General features: G+C 41.7%; 11 protein-coding genes. All 11 read left to right on the top strand.

The genetic code is table 11. The annotated features are described in order from the left end of the window. Nucleotides 1-125: 125 nt before the first annotated feature. The 11 genes from QUF86_RS20860 (at nt 126) to QUF86_RS20810 (ending at nt 14,633) form a co-directional block, all read left to right on the top strand. Nucleotides 126-1,814 carry a sigma-54 interaction domain-containing protein gene (locus QUF86_RS20860; RefSeq protein WP_289336273.1) on the top strand — a complete coding sequence of 563 codons (1,689 nt, stop codon included), beginning with the start codon at nt 126-128 and terminating at the stop codon, nt 1,812-1,814. Nucleotides 1,815-3,348: 1,534 nt separating this feature from the next. Continuing rightward, nucleotides 3,349-4,212: a branched-chain amino acid ABC transporter permease gene (locus tag QUF86_RS20855; protein WP_289335499.1), complete on the top strand. Its 864-nt coding sequence runs from the start codon at nt 3,349-3,351 to the stop codon at nt 4,210-4,212. A gap of 1 nt (nt 4,213) precedes the next feature. Then, nucleotides 4,214-5,209 carry a branched-chain amino acid ABC transporter permease gene (locus tag QUF86_RS20850; RefSeq protein WP_421155315.1) on the top strand — a complete coding sequence of 332 codons (996 nt, stop codon included), beginning with the start codon at nt 4,214-4,216 and terminating at the stop codon, nt 5,207-5,209. Nucleotides 5,210-5,211: 2 nt separating this feature from the next. Continuing rightward, nucleotides 5,212-5,976, top strand: a complete 765-nt coding sequence (locus QUF86_RS20845) for an ABC transporter ATP-binding protein (RefSeq protein WP_289335498.1) — start codon at nt 5,212-5,214, stop codon at nt 5,974-5,976. Continuing rightward, on the top strand, nt 5,969-6,676 hold the full coding sequence (locus tag QUF86_RS20840; protein ID WP_289335497.1) for an ABC transporter ATP-binding protein: 708 nt from the start codon (nt 5,969-5,971) through the stop codon (nt 6,674-6,676). The genes QUF86_RS20845 and QUF86_RS20840 overlap by 8 nt, the downstream gene beginning before the upstream one ends. A gap of 21 nt (nt 6,677-6,697) precedes the next feature. After that, entirely contained in the window at nt 6,698-7,879 is a 1,182-nt protein-coding gene (locus QUF86_RS20835; RefSeq protein ID WP_289335496.1) for an ABC transporter substrate-binding protein, read from the top strand. Between the two features lie 415 nt (nt 7,880-8,294). Next, nucleotides 8,295-9,203, top strand: coding sequence for an N-acetylmuramic acid 6-phosphate etherase (gene murQ, locus QUF86_RS20830; RefSeq protein ID WP_289336271.1), 909 nt, complete (start codon nt 8,295-8,297; stop codon nt 9,201-9,203). 11 nt (nt 9,204-9,214) lie between these two features. Continuing rightward, complete coding sequence (locus tag QUF86_RS20825; RefSeq protein ID WP_289316606.1) at nt 9,215-10,072, top strand: MurR/RpiR family transcriptional regulator; 858 nt, start codon at nt 9,215-9,217, stop codon at nt 10,070-10,072. A 32-nt stretch (nt 10,073-10,104) separates the two neighbouring features. Further along, nucleotides 10,105-11,472 (top strand): PTS transporter subunit EIIC, encoded by a 1,368-nt coding sequence (locus QUF86_RS20820; protein ID WP_289316605.1) that lies wholly within the window; start codon nt 10,105-10,107, stop codon nt 11,470-11,472. Beyond that, nucleotides 11,469-12,479 (top strand): MupG family TIM beta-alpha barrel fold protein, encoded by a 1,011-nt coding sequence (locus QUF86_RS20815; RefSeq protein ID WP_289335495.1) that lies wholly within the window; start codon nt 11,469-11,471, stop codon nt 12,477-12,479. Before QUF86_RS20820 ends, QUF86_RS20815 begins: the two co-directional genes overlap by 4 nt. A 213-nt stretch (nt 12,480-12,692) precedes the next feature. Beyond that, nucleotides 12,693-14,633, top strand: coding sequence for a glycoside hydrolase family 3 protein (locus QUF86_RS20810; protein ID WP_289335494.1), 1,941 nt, complete (start codon nt 12,693-12,695; stop codon nt 14,631-14,633). Nucleotides 14,634-14,643: the final 10 nt, after the last annotated feature.

Here is a 14,643-nt window from a genome sequence, read left to right as displayed (position 1 = left end):
TGAAAGTTATTTCATCACTACTTTTTTTAGGGACGAAATTCGACAATTTTAAAGGGATTTCGAATTTTATCCAGAATTGTACTTAAAAAGAATTCTTTTTGCGGCGGTGAATAGTATTGAATCAAGTGAAACAGGATTCTCAGTTTAATTTGCTCAAAGAGTGGACCTTTCCTGCACTAGTCGTGGATTCTGCAAACCGGATAAAGGATTGGGGCAATTATTTTAATCAATTGTTAGGTCTGAATGGTAATAAAATATTAACCGAACAATTCGATGAGTGGCAATTTCTCGATAATAAAAGGCTAGCAGCTGCAAGGCTGCGTGATAAACGGTATTTATTTTTATTGATGAAACAAATGGATACTGACAATATTCTATATATAGGCAGAGAAACACAATTTTTGGATGATTTATTGATTGATGCTCATGAAACGGATAAGTTGAATCGCGCTCTGGATGCCATTATCGAAAATTCCTATGATGGGATATACATCACCGATCAAGATGGAATCACCCTTTATACCAATTCGGCAATTGAACGGATCACTGGCATTCCAAAAGAGTATTATATAGGCAAGTCGGTGGACCAATTGATTAAGCGCGGCATCCTGAATGCTTCGGTGACGCATAAGGTAGTGAAGCTGAGACGAACGGTATCAGTCGTACAGGATAATTTTGCTGGAAAAGAAACATTGATTACAGGAAGTCCCGTTTTTAATGCGGCAGGGGAAATAGAGCAAGTCGTTACGAATATAAGAGATTTATCAGATTTAAATGAACTGATGCATGAGTTGACGAAAGTTAATGAATTGAATAATCAATATAAGCAGGAAATTGAAAAACTGCGGAAGATAACAAGCCAGGATGGCGTCGTTTTTGTCAGTGATAAGATGAAAATGATCTATGAGATTGCTGAAAGAATATCGGATATTGATGCGACCGTACTCATTTTAGGAGAAACGGGCGTTGGAAAAGATGTCCTTGCCCGTAATATTTATAATCGGAGCATCCGATCTAAAAAAGGAGATTTCATCAAAATAAATTGTGGGGCAATTCCTGCTGATTTATTGGAATCCGAGCTCTTTGGATATGAAGGAGGGGCATTTACCGGTGCCAATCAAAAAGGTAAACCAGGGATGTTTGAGCTGGCGGAAAGTGGGATCTTGTTCTTGGATGAAGTCGGTGAGCTTCCCCTGCAACTTCAAGTGAAGCTGCTTCGGGCCCTTCAGGAAAGGGAGATTCAAAGAATCGGAGGTACAAAGCCAAAGAAAATCGATGTTCGCATAATCGCAGCCACGAACCGGAATCTATCGGAAATGGTCAAATCGGGTGATTTTCGTGAAGACCTTTTTTATAGGCTGAATGTCATTCCGATTACGATTCCTCCCCTAAGGGAAAGAAGAGAAGATATCTTGGCATTGATTGACCTATTTTTAACAAAGGCAAACGAACAATATAAATTCTCAAAAGAAATAGATTCGAGGCTGAAGGAATACTTTTATCAACATGATTGGCCAGGAAATGTCCGTGAATTGATTAATATAGTGGAAAGGCTCGTCGTACTGACGGATAATCAATTATTATCGATTAACGACCTTCCAGAAGAATATCAGCCGGAAAATCGGAATCAGCCGAACCTCAATGCTTCCCTAACTTTAAAGGAAGCGGTGGAAAGAGCCGAAAAGGAAATCTTGACGAAAGCGGCTCAAACCTACCAAACTACATATGAAATCGCAGAAGCCCTTGATTCCAGCCAGGCAACAATTGTGCGGAAACTTAAAAAATATCGATTGAAGGTCAGTGGAAAAGAATAGGTAAGTATGAAATGCACCTCCCATTGTTGGACACCATCCAACAATGGGAGGTGCATTTTTTTGACTAAATACCGGATAGGCGAAAAATTACATGGAGTTAAGTACTTGGAAGGGGAAAAATCTTATAGATCTATCGCAGATGAAAGAAATGTAGTTTTAGCCATCTGATAAGATGGGTGACTTGCTATCTAGTAGACGGGATGGGAGGAATTGCCTCATTATTTATTCACTTTTTATCTTTATTTTTTTCTAATATTCAAATAAATAAGGAAAAATATTATTGTGTTAGCAAGATCAAGGTAGGGTTTAAATTTTCCAGAATATATACAAGCATGAAATCACCTTCCTTTTTCAATAAGTAGTCTCCAACCAATATTTGACTTTGGCAACCCTTGTATATACTCTAGCAACGTTCAATTTTAAATTTTGAGATGCTCAATACTTAATCTCCCCCCATATGCACTGTAATTTAATGTCTCCGTACCTCATGGGCTTCTATTGAACAGTACTGAGTTCTAACTTCATCACATCGGAGATACCAACATCAGTAAGAAACATAGAACTCATTACTGAATAACGAAGTAATATTTTTTTCATGAATAAACCACCTCAACTTGGTAAGTAGCCTTCTTTGCAATAAAAACAGATAGATAATTACCACATATTTTGTTCATATCAAAAATTACCCCCTTTGTTATTTTAGTAATTATATTAACCTATTTTTTTGATAGTTGTGTTTATTAACTATTTTTTAAAAGAGTTTTTAAAAGATTTCGTTTTTAATGTTGCTTTTTGTGCATGATTACCTGCTATTGCGTGAAATAAATGTAGTTGTGAAGGGTATTTTTAGATACTTGTCATTTTTTTCATTCTAATTCTTTAACTGATTCAGAAATGATTTTTTCAGTCAAAAGTGAATGATGGATAACCCATATGGAACCCATACATTTGTTTTTTACAATTCAATAATGAATTCACAGTACTGGGAATAGGCGGTTGGACAGTGTGTTACTTATGGCACGGCACTTGCATTCATAATAGGAAATTAAATCTATCTACGGAAGAACCTGTAGAAAGTGCGAGGTGAAAGGGGTGAACGATCCAGACGATTACCGTGGGAAAACTGTTATTCAGAGAAGAAGGAATCAGTGGCTATCCCTAAAAACAGAATATGCATTTCAGATTATCGTATCGCCTGCGATTCATTAGGCAGAAAGAAGGAGGACTTAAAAACGTTAGGTGCATGTACTGAAATAAGTAGTCATTATAAATGAAAGCGCTAACAAGAGCCCGGGTGGTGTTATCCTCTACTCCTAAGTTATATCTGTAGGCGGAGAGAATAGGGAAATAAACAGTGCCTATCTAATTGATCGATGATTGAGTTACTGCTCCTCCCCGAGAGGTTGAGCCAGTGAGGAATAAGTGAAAGTGTTTTTCGTCGCAGATGTGTGCTTTCAAAATATGAACAGGAATGTGGGCCAGGGAATGAACATAGGAGCAAAGTGAAATTCAATAATTATCAGGGAGGAAGTAAATGGATATTTTGATCCAGCAGCTTTTTAATGGTTTGACGATTGGCAGCGTATATAGTCTTGTTGCCCTGGGATTGACGCTAGTATATGGAATTTTGCATATCCCGAACTTTGCCCACGGTGCCCTATATATGTTGGGTGGATATATCACGCTGTCAATGATGACATTATATGGGGTCAATTACTGGATTGCCATGTTTGTATCCGTTATCGTTGTTGGTTTATTGGGAGTCCTTTTGGAACGTTTCGTGTTCCGTCTGTTAAGGGAGGCACCTCCATTGCACGATAAGATAGCAGCAATCGGCATTCTCCTTTTTCTTGAAGCTTTTGCCCAATTTGCCTGGGGTGCAGACTTCCATACAATGACTTCTCCATACGGCCAAGTCGTCAACTTCATGGGCTTGACGTTCACACTACAGCGGTTATTGATCATCGTGTCAGCTATCGCAGTAATGGTTTTACTTTACCTTTTCCTTAAGAAAACTTATACCGGGTCAACGATAATAGCGATGTCCCAAAGCCGTGAAGGTGCGTCATTAGTGGGAATCAACATTAATAAAGTCGCGATGCTGACCTTCATGATATCGGGTGGATTAGCTGCCATCGCTTCATCCCTTGCATCACCGATTAACCTTGTTTTTCCCGGCATGGGGCATTTAGTCATCCTAAAAGCATTCGTCATTATCATCTTGGGCGGGATGGGGAGCATCCCGGGGGCGATCGTAGGCGGATATATCCTAGGTTTCAGTGAGAGCCTGGGCGCAACTTATATTTCAAATGACTATAAGGACATCATCGCATTCATTCTTTTAGTCGTGATATTAACCGTGAAACCAACAGGTCTTTTTGCCAAGGGGGAGAGGTAGCGTGAAGATTTTAACGAAAAGAAATGGAATCATCGCTCTTATCATCTTTGCTTTTTCATTCCCCTTTATCGCGCAAAACGACTATTATCTCCATATGCTGACACTTTCGTTCATCTGGGCGATAGCTGTTTATGGGATCAATTTACTGTCAGGATATACTGGATATCTCTCGCTTGCACATGCTGGATTTTTTGCCATTGGAGCATATTCACTTGGCCTGCTGACGGTAAAAGCGGGAATGAACTTTTGGTTGGCACTTGTAACGGCATGTTTAATCACATGTGCAATTGGGTTTTTAATCGGATTGATAGCGTTGAGGACAAAGGAACACTTTTTCGCGATTTATACCCTATGTGTTGGTTACATCATATATCTGGTCATCGATAAATGGGAGGGGCTTACAGAAGGGGTTAGGGGATTGATCGGTATCCCTGCTCCTGGAAATATAGGTCCAATCGCATTTGATACTGCAGCATCACAATATTATTTGGTCCTCATTTTCCTGCTTGCAGTGATTTTGATCGTGTATCGAATTATCCGCTCGTTGACCGGCAGGACGTATATGGCCATCAGGAACAGCGAGGACCTTGCACAAACGATAGGCATATCCACAATGAAGAATAAGTTAACCGCATTTGTCCTATCCACATTCTTTGCAGGTTTAGCAGGTGCCTTGTATGCTTCATTCATTCGCTTCATTGGACCTGATATCGGATCAACTGCCATAATGTTCGATCTATTGATGTATTTATTGGTTGGTGGAATCGGGACACTCTCTGGTCCATTGGTGGGTACTTTACTATTAGTGATCCTTTCGCAGAATCTGCAATTCCTTCAAGAATATCGAATGTTGATATTCGGACCATTGCTTACGATAATCATCATCTTTTATCCGCGTGGAATCGCAGGGGCCATCTTTGATTGGCAAAACAAGCGAAAAGTTAATAAGCGGTCCAAGGTGAGGAACGAAATTCACATGAAAGCGGAGGAGGGATGAGTTTGCTTATCGAAACGAGGAATTTGACAAAGCGGTTTGGTGGATTAGCGGCGGTCAATAATGTGGATTTTATGATTGAAAAAGGAAGAATCAATGCAATAATCGGACCGAATGGTGCAGGAAAATCAACTTTTTTCAACTTGATCAGTGGCTTTCATCGCCCAACTTCAGGTACGGTCCTTTTTAAAGGGATAGATATCACCAAACTTCCAGCGAATGAAATTGCAGGGCTTGGAATTTCAAGGACCTTTCAAACGACAAGCCTTTTTGATCAATCGACCGTCTTGGATAATGTCATTGTCGGGCATAGGCTGCGAACCAAATCCAATTTGGTTGATGCCATTCTAAGAACAAACCGTTTAAAACGAGAGGAAGCGGCATGCAGGGATAAGGCAATGGAGGTGCTTGATATTGTTGGATTGACGCATTCTGCTGACAGAATGGTCTCCAGCATCTCGCAGGAGGAAAAGAAACGGACAGCCATTGCCCTTGCCCTTGCAACGGAACCGGAAATTATCTTTCTCGATGAACCTGCTGCGGGAATCAACCCGGATGAAACGGAAGGTTTGACAGAACTGATTAAAAAATTAAATCGATCAGGACTGACCATTTGTTTAATCGAGCACAAAATGCATATGATCATGAACTTGGCAGATCAAATCATGGTCCTTAATTACGGAGAAAAAATTGCCGAGGGCACACCTAAGGAGATCCGCGGAAATGAAGCGGTGATTAAAGCCTATTTGGGAGGTAGTGCCAGTGCTTAAGTTAACCGATGTCGCCGTGAATTATGGGAGTTTCACTGCGATAAAACATGTGAATATCGAAGTTGCCAAGGGAGAAATCGTAGTTTTGTTAGGAGCTAATGGGGCAGGGAAAAGCACGACTTTTCGTTCCATAAGCGGTATCAGTAAGCTGTCCAAGGGGGAAATTCATTTTCAGGGCATGCCCATAGGGGGCCGTGCCCCGGATAAGAATGTTTTGGGTGGAATAGTCCAGTGTGCCGAGGGACGTAAACTATTTCCACAGATGACCGTCCAGGAAAACCTGAGGATGGGTGCCTATGTGCATCGAAAGAAAAAGGCGGAGATCAAGGATTCCTTGGAATACGTCTATCATTTATTCCCGATTTTAAAAGAAAAGCATCATGATGAAGCGGGAAGCCTGAGCGGAGGTCAACAGCAAATGCTGGCAATTGGAAGGGCCTTGATGTCGAAACCCAAATTGTTGATGCTTGATGAGCCTTCGGTGGGACTGGCTCCACTTATTGTCGAACAGATGTTTCAAGTCATTGAAGAAATAAACCGGGAAGGAATCACGATCCTGCTTGCGGAACAAAACGCGAATGCTGCCCTTAGCATTGCAGATAAAGGATATGTTTTTGAAAATGGGGAAATTGTCGTTCAAGGGACAGCCAGTGATTTATTAGCCAATGATGAAGTAAGGAAAGCATATATTGGAGCCTGAAAAATTGAATGGGGGATTTTTATGAAAAAATTGAAAGTAATATTTGTCTTCATGCTGCTAATGATCACTGTATTGGCTGGGTGCAATAAAGGGGATAGCACTGTGTCTAGCAGTGGCGGTAAAGGTAAAAGTGAAAATGTCGTTAACATTGGTTTTAGCGGTCCATTAAGCGGGGCAGCAGCGCTATATGGGAAAAGGACATTGAATGGTGTCGAAATGGCCGTCAATGAAATTAACGATGCTGGTGGTTTTGAAGTGGATGGTAAGAAATACACATTGAATTTGGTATCATTGGATGATAAATACTTACCAAATGAAACAGGTGCGAATGCAAAACGTCTAATTCAGGAACATGATACGCCAATCATTTTCACGCCTCATAGCGGAGGTGTGTTGGCACTGCAGGTTTTTAATGAACAAGAGGAATTCATCATTGGTGCTTATACGAGTGAACCGACAGTGACCGAGAGTGGAAATTCATTAACCGTTCGAATTCCGCCGAATTACGAAGGGTATATCGAACCTTTTACAACTTACGCAATGGAAAATTTCGGCAAGAAAATAGCCGCTTTACCTACTTCCTCCCAATATGGTAAAGACTGGACGGAAGCCGTTCTCCCACATTGGGAAAAGCAAGGCGGTAAAGTCGTTTATAATTCGTCGATCGATTTCGCCAAAGAAACCGATTTCTTCACGATCGTTACCAATGCCTTGAAAAAAGACCCTGATGTTCTATTTATCGGTGGTGCTTCGGAACCTACGGCAAAAGTAGCGAAGCAAGCTCGGGAGCTAGGTTTTAAAGGCGGTTTCATCATCATGGATCAAGCAAAGCTAGATCAAATGAAGCCGATTGCCGGTTCATATGAAACATTGGAAGGCTCGATTGGCGTTCTTCCACTGATGGATTCGGATGAAGAAGCAGTTCCCGCATTCGTTAAGAAATATCAAAAGAATTATAAGGAAGATCCAAGTTCCGAAGTAGGTTTGAATTATATCGCCATGTATGCCTTTGTTGAAGCTATGAAATCTGCAGGCAGTGTGGATGATGCGAAGGCTATCCGTAAACATATGCAGGATGGTCTTTCAAATATAGGGCCAGATCAAAAAATATATGATATTCCCTCAATTGATGAAAATGGAGGATTTGCTTCAACTATTGTCGTCGGCGCTGTCAAAGACGGGAAAGTTGTCCCCGTCCGTTAACTGGGTCAGGGGTTGCAGGCATCCCGAGTCCTGTGAGTAAACTAGTTTAGCATTTTGTTATAATACTTATGCGTGTATCGTACCCAAGTTTGGGAACGGTACACGTTTTTTTATTGTCGGAAAAATCAGGAGTGCAATATTACAAAACTAGAGGTTTCTATGGGTAAATCATTACACGCAGAAGGCGGCTATAGATGCATCCATTTCCCCGGGATGTAATGAAATTTTATTTGATTCCAAATAAGGAGATTGCCTGTGTGGGGTATGTTAAGGGGATGAATAATGTGAATTTTACAAAAATATCTTGTGTCAAAGTAATGAAACCGCTATCATTGAATATAATATGAAATATAATTTCATTATTTACTATTAAATTTTGAAATTATATTTAAGTAATAGGAGGATTTGATTGTCTATGGAAGAACATCTGCGTTCGTTAACGACTGAATTACGGAACGAAGGGACGATGAATATCGATAGTGCAAATACGATGGAAATCATTTCAGCAATCAATAAAGAAGATTCAAAGGTGGCAGCAGCGGTACAGGAGGTTTTGCCAGAAATAAAAACGGTAGTTGAATGGGCTTACGAATCGTTAAAAAAAGGTGGGAGACTCATATACATCGGAGCGGGAACGAGCGGAAGACTCGGTGTTCTGGATGCCGTGGAATGTCCACCTACTTTCAGTACCCCGCCTGATAGGGTGCTGGGAATTATTGCAGGAGGGGAAAAGGCATTTGTTCGGGCTGTTGAAGGAGCGGAGGATAAAGAAGAGTTTGGGGAATCTGATTTAATTGACGTGAACCTTACAGCAAATGATACGGTTATTGGCATTGCGGCAAGCGGCCGTACCCCGTATGTGAGGGGCGCTTTACGTTATGCAAGGAAAGTTGGGGCTAAAGCGGTGGCTTTATCATGCAATAAAAACGCGAGCATCACAGAATCAGCTGATATAGGGATTGAAGTGGTGGTCGGACCGGAAGTGTTAACAGGATCCACGAGAATGAAAGCGGCAACCGCACATAAAATGGTACTCAATATGATTTCAACAGCAACCATGATCCGCTTGGGAAAAGTCTATGAAAATCTGATGGTTGATGTAAATGTCAGTAATCAAAAACTGAAGGACCGTGCGATAAGCATCATAGAAACTGTAACGAATGCTGACTATGATCAAGCTTTGAATACGCTTGAGAAGGCAAATAATCAAGTTAAACCAGCGATTGTCATGATAAAAACGGCAACAGATTATCAAAAAGCAATCGAGTTACTGGAAAAGGCTGATGGAGATGTCAGAAAAGCCATCTCGATCCATAAAGATTAAGGAGGGAAACAATGGCTACAGGAGGATTATCCATCATACAGACGATGTTGAGCAAGCTGCCGCAATCAGAACAAAAACTAGCAGAATATATTCTACAGAATCCTCATGAAGTTGTGAACAGCACTGTACAGGAATTGAGTACGTCTGCCCAAACTAGCGGGGCTGCTGTTATTAGGTTGTGTAAATCGCTTGGAATAAAGGGGTTTCAAGATCTGAAAATAAGGATTGCTGGAGATTTGATGAAGACTGTAGAACAGGGTTACCGGGATATCGAGCCTTCCGAATCTCTGTATCGGATTGTTGAGAAAACGACGAGTAATTCGATTCAGACCATTCGGGACACATCTGAAATAATCGATCATGATAATCTCAAACGGGCTATAACGCTGATGCTGAACGCTAAAACCGTCCACTTTTGCGGAGTGGGTGCTTCGAATATAGTTGCTGCCGATGCTCAGCAAAAATTACTTCGCATCAATAAAGGGGCAACGGCTTTTACAGATATGCATTTAGTTGCAACCCTGATTGCCAATGCAGATGAAAATGACATCGTTTTTGCCATTTCATTCTCCGGGGAAACACCAGAAGTTGTCAATATACTGAAGCTGGCAAAAGAACGTGGGGTAAAAACGATCGGGCTGACTCATTTTGGTCAAACAACGGTATCTTCTTTGTGTGATGCGACACTGCATACATCCTTTTCGAATGAAGCACCGTTTCGAAGTGCAGCGACATCCTCACGATTGGCGCAGTTATATATGATTGACATTTTGTTTTTGGGGATGGCTTCAGAGCAATATGAAGAGACTGTCCAATATATTGATAACACCAGGTCTGCCATTAAATCGATGACAGATCGATATAAATGAATATTACGAGATTTGACAAAGGGGGTTTTTGAATGGGTAAGGGGGATAAGTACGCCAGTTTAGCAGAAGAGATATTGGGGAAATTGGGTGGGGCATCTAATGTTGCCGATGCTGCACATTGTATGACCAGACTAAGGGTACTGCCAATCGATCGTTCGAAAGTAAACATGGAAGATATAAAAAATATGGAAGGCGTTTTTGGCGTCATTGAAGAGGAAACGATACAAATCGTCCTCGGGCCAGGCGTGGTGAACAAGGTTCATACAGAATTTGAAAAGCTTCTGGAGTCTTCCGGCGGTTTGAACTTAAAAGAAGTGGCCTCGAAGAACAAATCCGAGAATGATAGGAAAAACGCCAAACCTTTTAAACTTTTTTTACGCAGGATTGCAAGCATTTTCATCCCTTTAATTCCCGCGTTAGTGGCATCAGGTTTGATTACCGGTATTACAAAAGCGATCGTTCAAGCGGGCTGGCTTGCAGCAGAGTCGCAATTAGCCATCATTTTAACCGTTATCGGGTCAGGGCTCTTTGCCTATTTGGGGATTTTGGTTGGGACCAATGCGGCAAAGGAATACGGCGGATCACCTGCACTTGGTGCAGTAGCGGGTATCTTGGTCATCAATCCGGCAGTCGGCGACATTTCATTGTTCGGTGAAAATTTACTTCCTGGCCGCGGTGGGTTGATAGGAGTCCTTTTTGCTGCTATCTTCATAGCCTTGGTGGAAAAACAGGTCAGGAAATTCATTCCGCAATCACTGGATATCATTTTGACGCCAACCATCGCTTTACTCATTACCGGGATTGTCACTTACATTGTTTTTATGCCGGTAGGAGGGTTTTTATCGGATGCCATTACGACAGGGTTATTGAATATATTGGATATCGGCGGTGTTGTAGCAGGATTCGTGCTTGGTGCGGCATTCCTACCTCTCGTCATTACTGGTTTACATCAAGGTTTAACGCCTGTTCATTTAGAATTGATCAATTCGATTGGAGATGATCCACTGCTACCCATTTTGGCAATGGGAGGTGCAGGGCAAGTAGGAGCGGCATTTGCCATCTATATGAAAACGAAGAAAGCTAGTTTAAAGAGAGCAATCGGCGGAGGTCTTCCTTCAGGGATGCTTGGTATCGGCGAACCGCTTATATTTGGAGTGACGCTGCCACTGGGCCGGCCTTTCTTAACCGCCTGTTTAGGTGCAGGAGTAGGTGGGGCATTCCAAGCTCAATTCGGTATCGCAACGTCGTCAATCGGTGTTTCGGGACTGCCGCTTACCTTTTTAGTGCATCCAAACCAAATCGGTCTGTTCCTCGTAGGGTTGTTTATTTCCTATATAGCAGGATTTGTTTTTACGTATTTGTTTGGATTTAAAGATGAAATGGCAGTAGAATTCAAGTGATTGGAATCTCTTTTTATTTACAGGATCCACATGCAGAAGCACAAATTATCCATGCCGCCAACCTAGGAGTGAAGAGGGCATTTACCTCGCTTCATATTCCTGAAGAAAAGGGTGACCTCGTAAAGAGGATGATCAAGCTTTTAAAGCTTTCAGAGTCCTATGGAATGGAAATCCATGCAGATGTATCATTAAACACGCTTGATCATTTGGGGATTAGCAAACTTGAGGATTTATGGCCATTAGGGATTAAAGGTATTCGCCTTGATGATGGGTTTGATCAAGAAGCGGTTACATCTTTATCTAAGGTGTTTTCCCTCTCACTGAATGCAAGTACGTGGAATGAAGATGAACTTCTAGCCGTGCTTGGGAGCGGGGTGGAACCGGAAAGTTTGATAGCATGGCACAACTTTTATCCAAGGCCTGAAACGGGACTTGAGGAAGAATTCTTTCATGTGCAAAATCGTATGTTCAAGAAATACGGCATACCGATCTTTGCTTTCATCCCGGGTGCTGGGAGTAAACGCGGCCCACTGCATGAGGGCCTTCCAACGCTTGAAAAACACAGGTTGATGAATCCATATGCTGCCGGTGTTGAGCTGTTTCAGCATGTGGAGGGAGTTTTCGTTGGAGATCAAGGAACGGAGAATAATTTGCTTGAGAATCTAATTACCTATAAAAGTCTAAATATTCTATCTATTAGAGCGAAATCCCGACTCTTGCAAAGCGGTCAGTTTAAATTGAGGCCAGATGTTTCTCAAGATGTTTTCCGGCTGCAAAAAACCCGAGTCACAGTAAATGTTGAACCGAGTAATACTGTTGCACGCACCCTTGGATCCATAACGATGGACAATGATGGATACGGTCGATATCGGGGAGAGGTTCAAATTTGCAGAAGAGACCTGGAGGCAAGTCATCGGGTCAATGTGATAGGGCGAATTATAGAAGAAGATATTCCCTTGCTGTCCCTTCTAAAGCCTGGTCAATCCATAGAACTGATATGTGAATGACCTTTTGAGCTGTAACGAACAATGATACTGGGGTAAACGGATATATTTCAAGAAGGCTTGTTAAAAGAAGGCGTCTGATGGGGTTTCCGGATGCTGCCTTGATTTCTTTTTAGGACCTAAATAGCTCATTTCCATTCATTTTCATCCTTTCATGGTAATGGATATGGAAGTGTTGCTAACAGAACTTAAAAGTATACAAGGGAGGAAGCCTAAATGATAAAAAGGATATGTGCCCCTGCTGGAATCGCATTATTCTTGGTTTTATCCAGTCTGGGAGGGAATGCGACAGCAAAGGGATCAGAGAGTGAAAAATCAGTATCGGATATTCAGGAAATCGTAGAAAACATGACAATCGATGAAAAAGTCGGTCAAATGCTCATGCAGGATTTTCGCAATTGGCAAAAACAAGGAGAAACGAAGGCTACAGGGTTTACTGAAATGAACTCAGAAGTTGCAAGCATCATCAAAAAATATCATCTAGGCGGTGTGATTCTGTTTGCTGAGAATGTAGTCGGTACCGAACAAACGGTTCGGCTCACGGATGGTTTGCAGATGGCAAGCCCAGACCTTCCGCTGTTCATAACGATTGATCAGGAGGGGGGGATCGTAACTCGCCTTCAAACTGGAACGAACCTTCCTGGTAACATGGCTCTTGGTGCAGCCAGAAATGAATATTACGCTTATCAAACGGGAGAAATCATTGGAAAGGAACTTTCGTCACTTGGCATAAATGTCAATTTCGGGCCGTCTGTCGATGTCAATAATAATCCCGGAAATCCTGTTATTGGCGTTCGCTCCTTCAGTTCTGATCCGGAACTAGTATCAAAGCTTGGCATTCAGACGATAAAAGGATTGCAATATCAGAACATGATAGCAACGACCAAGCATTTCCCTGGCCACGGAGATACAGCAGTCGATAGTCATTATGGTCTCCCCCTTGTTTCTCATGATAAAGAACGTTTGCGTTCCATCGAGTTGGTTCCTTTCCAAAGGGCCATCGATGCTGGAGTTGATATGATGATGACTGCGCATGTTCAATTTCCTGCATTCGATGACACTACGTATATCAGTAAACAAGACGGTCAAGAAATTATGGTTCCTGCAACGTTGTCACATAAGGTCATCACGGGTCTATTACGTGAAGAAATGGGTTTTGATGGTGTCGTGGTTACAGATGCTTTGAATATGAAAGCCATCGCGGACAACTTCGGACAGGAAGAAGCTGTTGTCCTTGCCCTGAAGTCTGGTGTTGATATTGCATTGATGCCTGCACAGGTTAATTCGCTTCAAATGGAAAAGAATTTAACCTCTGTATTCCATGCAGTGAAGGAAGCAGTGGAAAGCGGGGAAATTCCTCAAGGTCAAGTCAATCAATCCGTAACAAGGATACTTGAACTGAAAGTGAAAAGAGGGATATTAAATCCTGATGAAACTCCGATCGATAAAAAAATCGAAACCGCGTTTAAAGTGGTCGGGAATGAAGATCATTTGAAAAAAGAAAGGAAAATCGCGGAAGATGCCATCACCCTATTGAAAAATGAAAACAAAACATTGCCTTTCAAACCTAAGAAAAATGATAAAGTTTTAGTTCTGGCCCCTTTTGATGATCAAGTTGAATCCATGTCAAGGAGCATCCTAGAATTAGCTGATAAAAAGAAAATAAAGAAAGTCCAAATAACGGGTATGAGTTTTTCAGGAAAGTCATTTACAGATGAAGTGGCTAAACTAATCGATGAATCGGATTTTGTCATAACCGGTTCCTATGTTGTTAAAAACGATCCGGCTGTAAATGATGGAGTGATCGATGATAGCATTCAAGATTCGTCGAAGTGGGCAACAGCCTTCCCAAGAGCGATCATGAACCATGCTAATAAGAAGGACAAAGAATTTGTTTTAATGAGTTTAAGAAACCCGTATGATGTTGCAAACTTTGAAGAAGCGAAAGCGGTTCTTGCTGTTTACGGGTTCAAAGGTTATTCGAATGGGCGTTATAGACAGCCGAATATCCCGGCAGGCATCTCGACCATTTTTGGAGAATCAAAGCCTAAAGGCACGTTGCCGGTGGATATACCATCAGTGACTAAGCCCTCTGAAAGGCTTTATAAATTTGGATATGGATTAGATATTAAATCAGGAAGACCCATAAAAAAATAGGGAGGGAAGC

This window comes from Peribacillus sp. NJ11, from assembly GCF_030348405.1.
In the GTDB taxonomy this organism is placed as follows: domain Bacteria; phylum Bacillota; class Bacilli; order Bacillales; family DSM-1321; genus Peribacillus.
The sequence above is the reverse complement of the archived record's forward strand: the minus strand, read 5'-3'. Positions and strand labels throughout refer to the sequence as shown.

Coding starts and splice junctions, on each gene's coding strand:
- QUF86_RS20855 (WP_289335499.1), top strand. CDS start 3,349: ATGGATATTTTGATCCAGCAGCTTTTTAATGGTTTGACGATTGGCAGC.
- QUF86_RS20835 (WP_289335496.1), top strand. CDS start 6,698: ATGAAAAAATTGAAAGTAATATTTGTCTTCATGCTGCTAATGATCACT.
- murQ (WP_289336271.1), top strand. CDS start 8,295: ATGGAAGAACATCTGCGTTCGTTAACGACTGAATTACGGAACGAAGGG.
- QUF86_RS20825 (WP_289316606.1), top strand. CDS start 9,215: ATGGCTACAGGAGGATTATCCATCATACAGACGATGTTGAGCAAGCTG.
- QUF86_RS20820 (WP_289316605.1), top strand. CDS start 10,105: ATGGGTAAGGGGGATAAGTACGCCAGTTTAGCAGAAGAGATATTGGGG.
- QUF86_RS20810 (WP_289335494.1), top strand. CDS start 12,693: ATGATAAAAAGGATATGTGCCCCTGCTGGAATCGCATTATTCTTGGTT.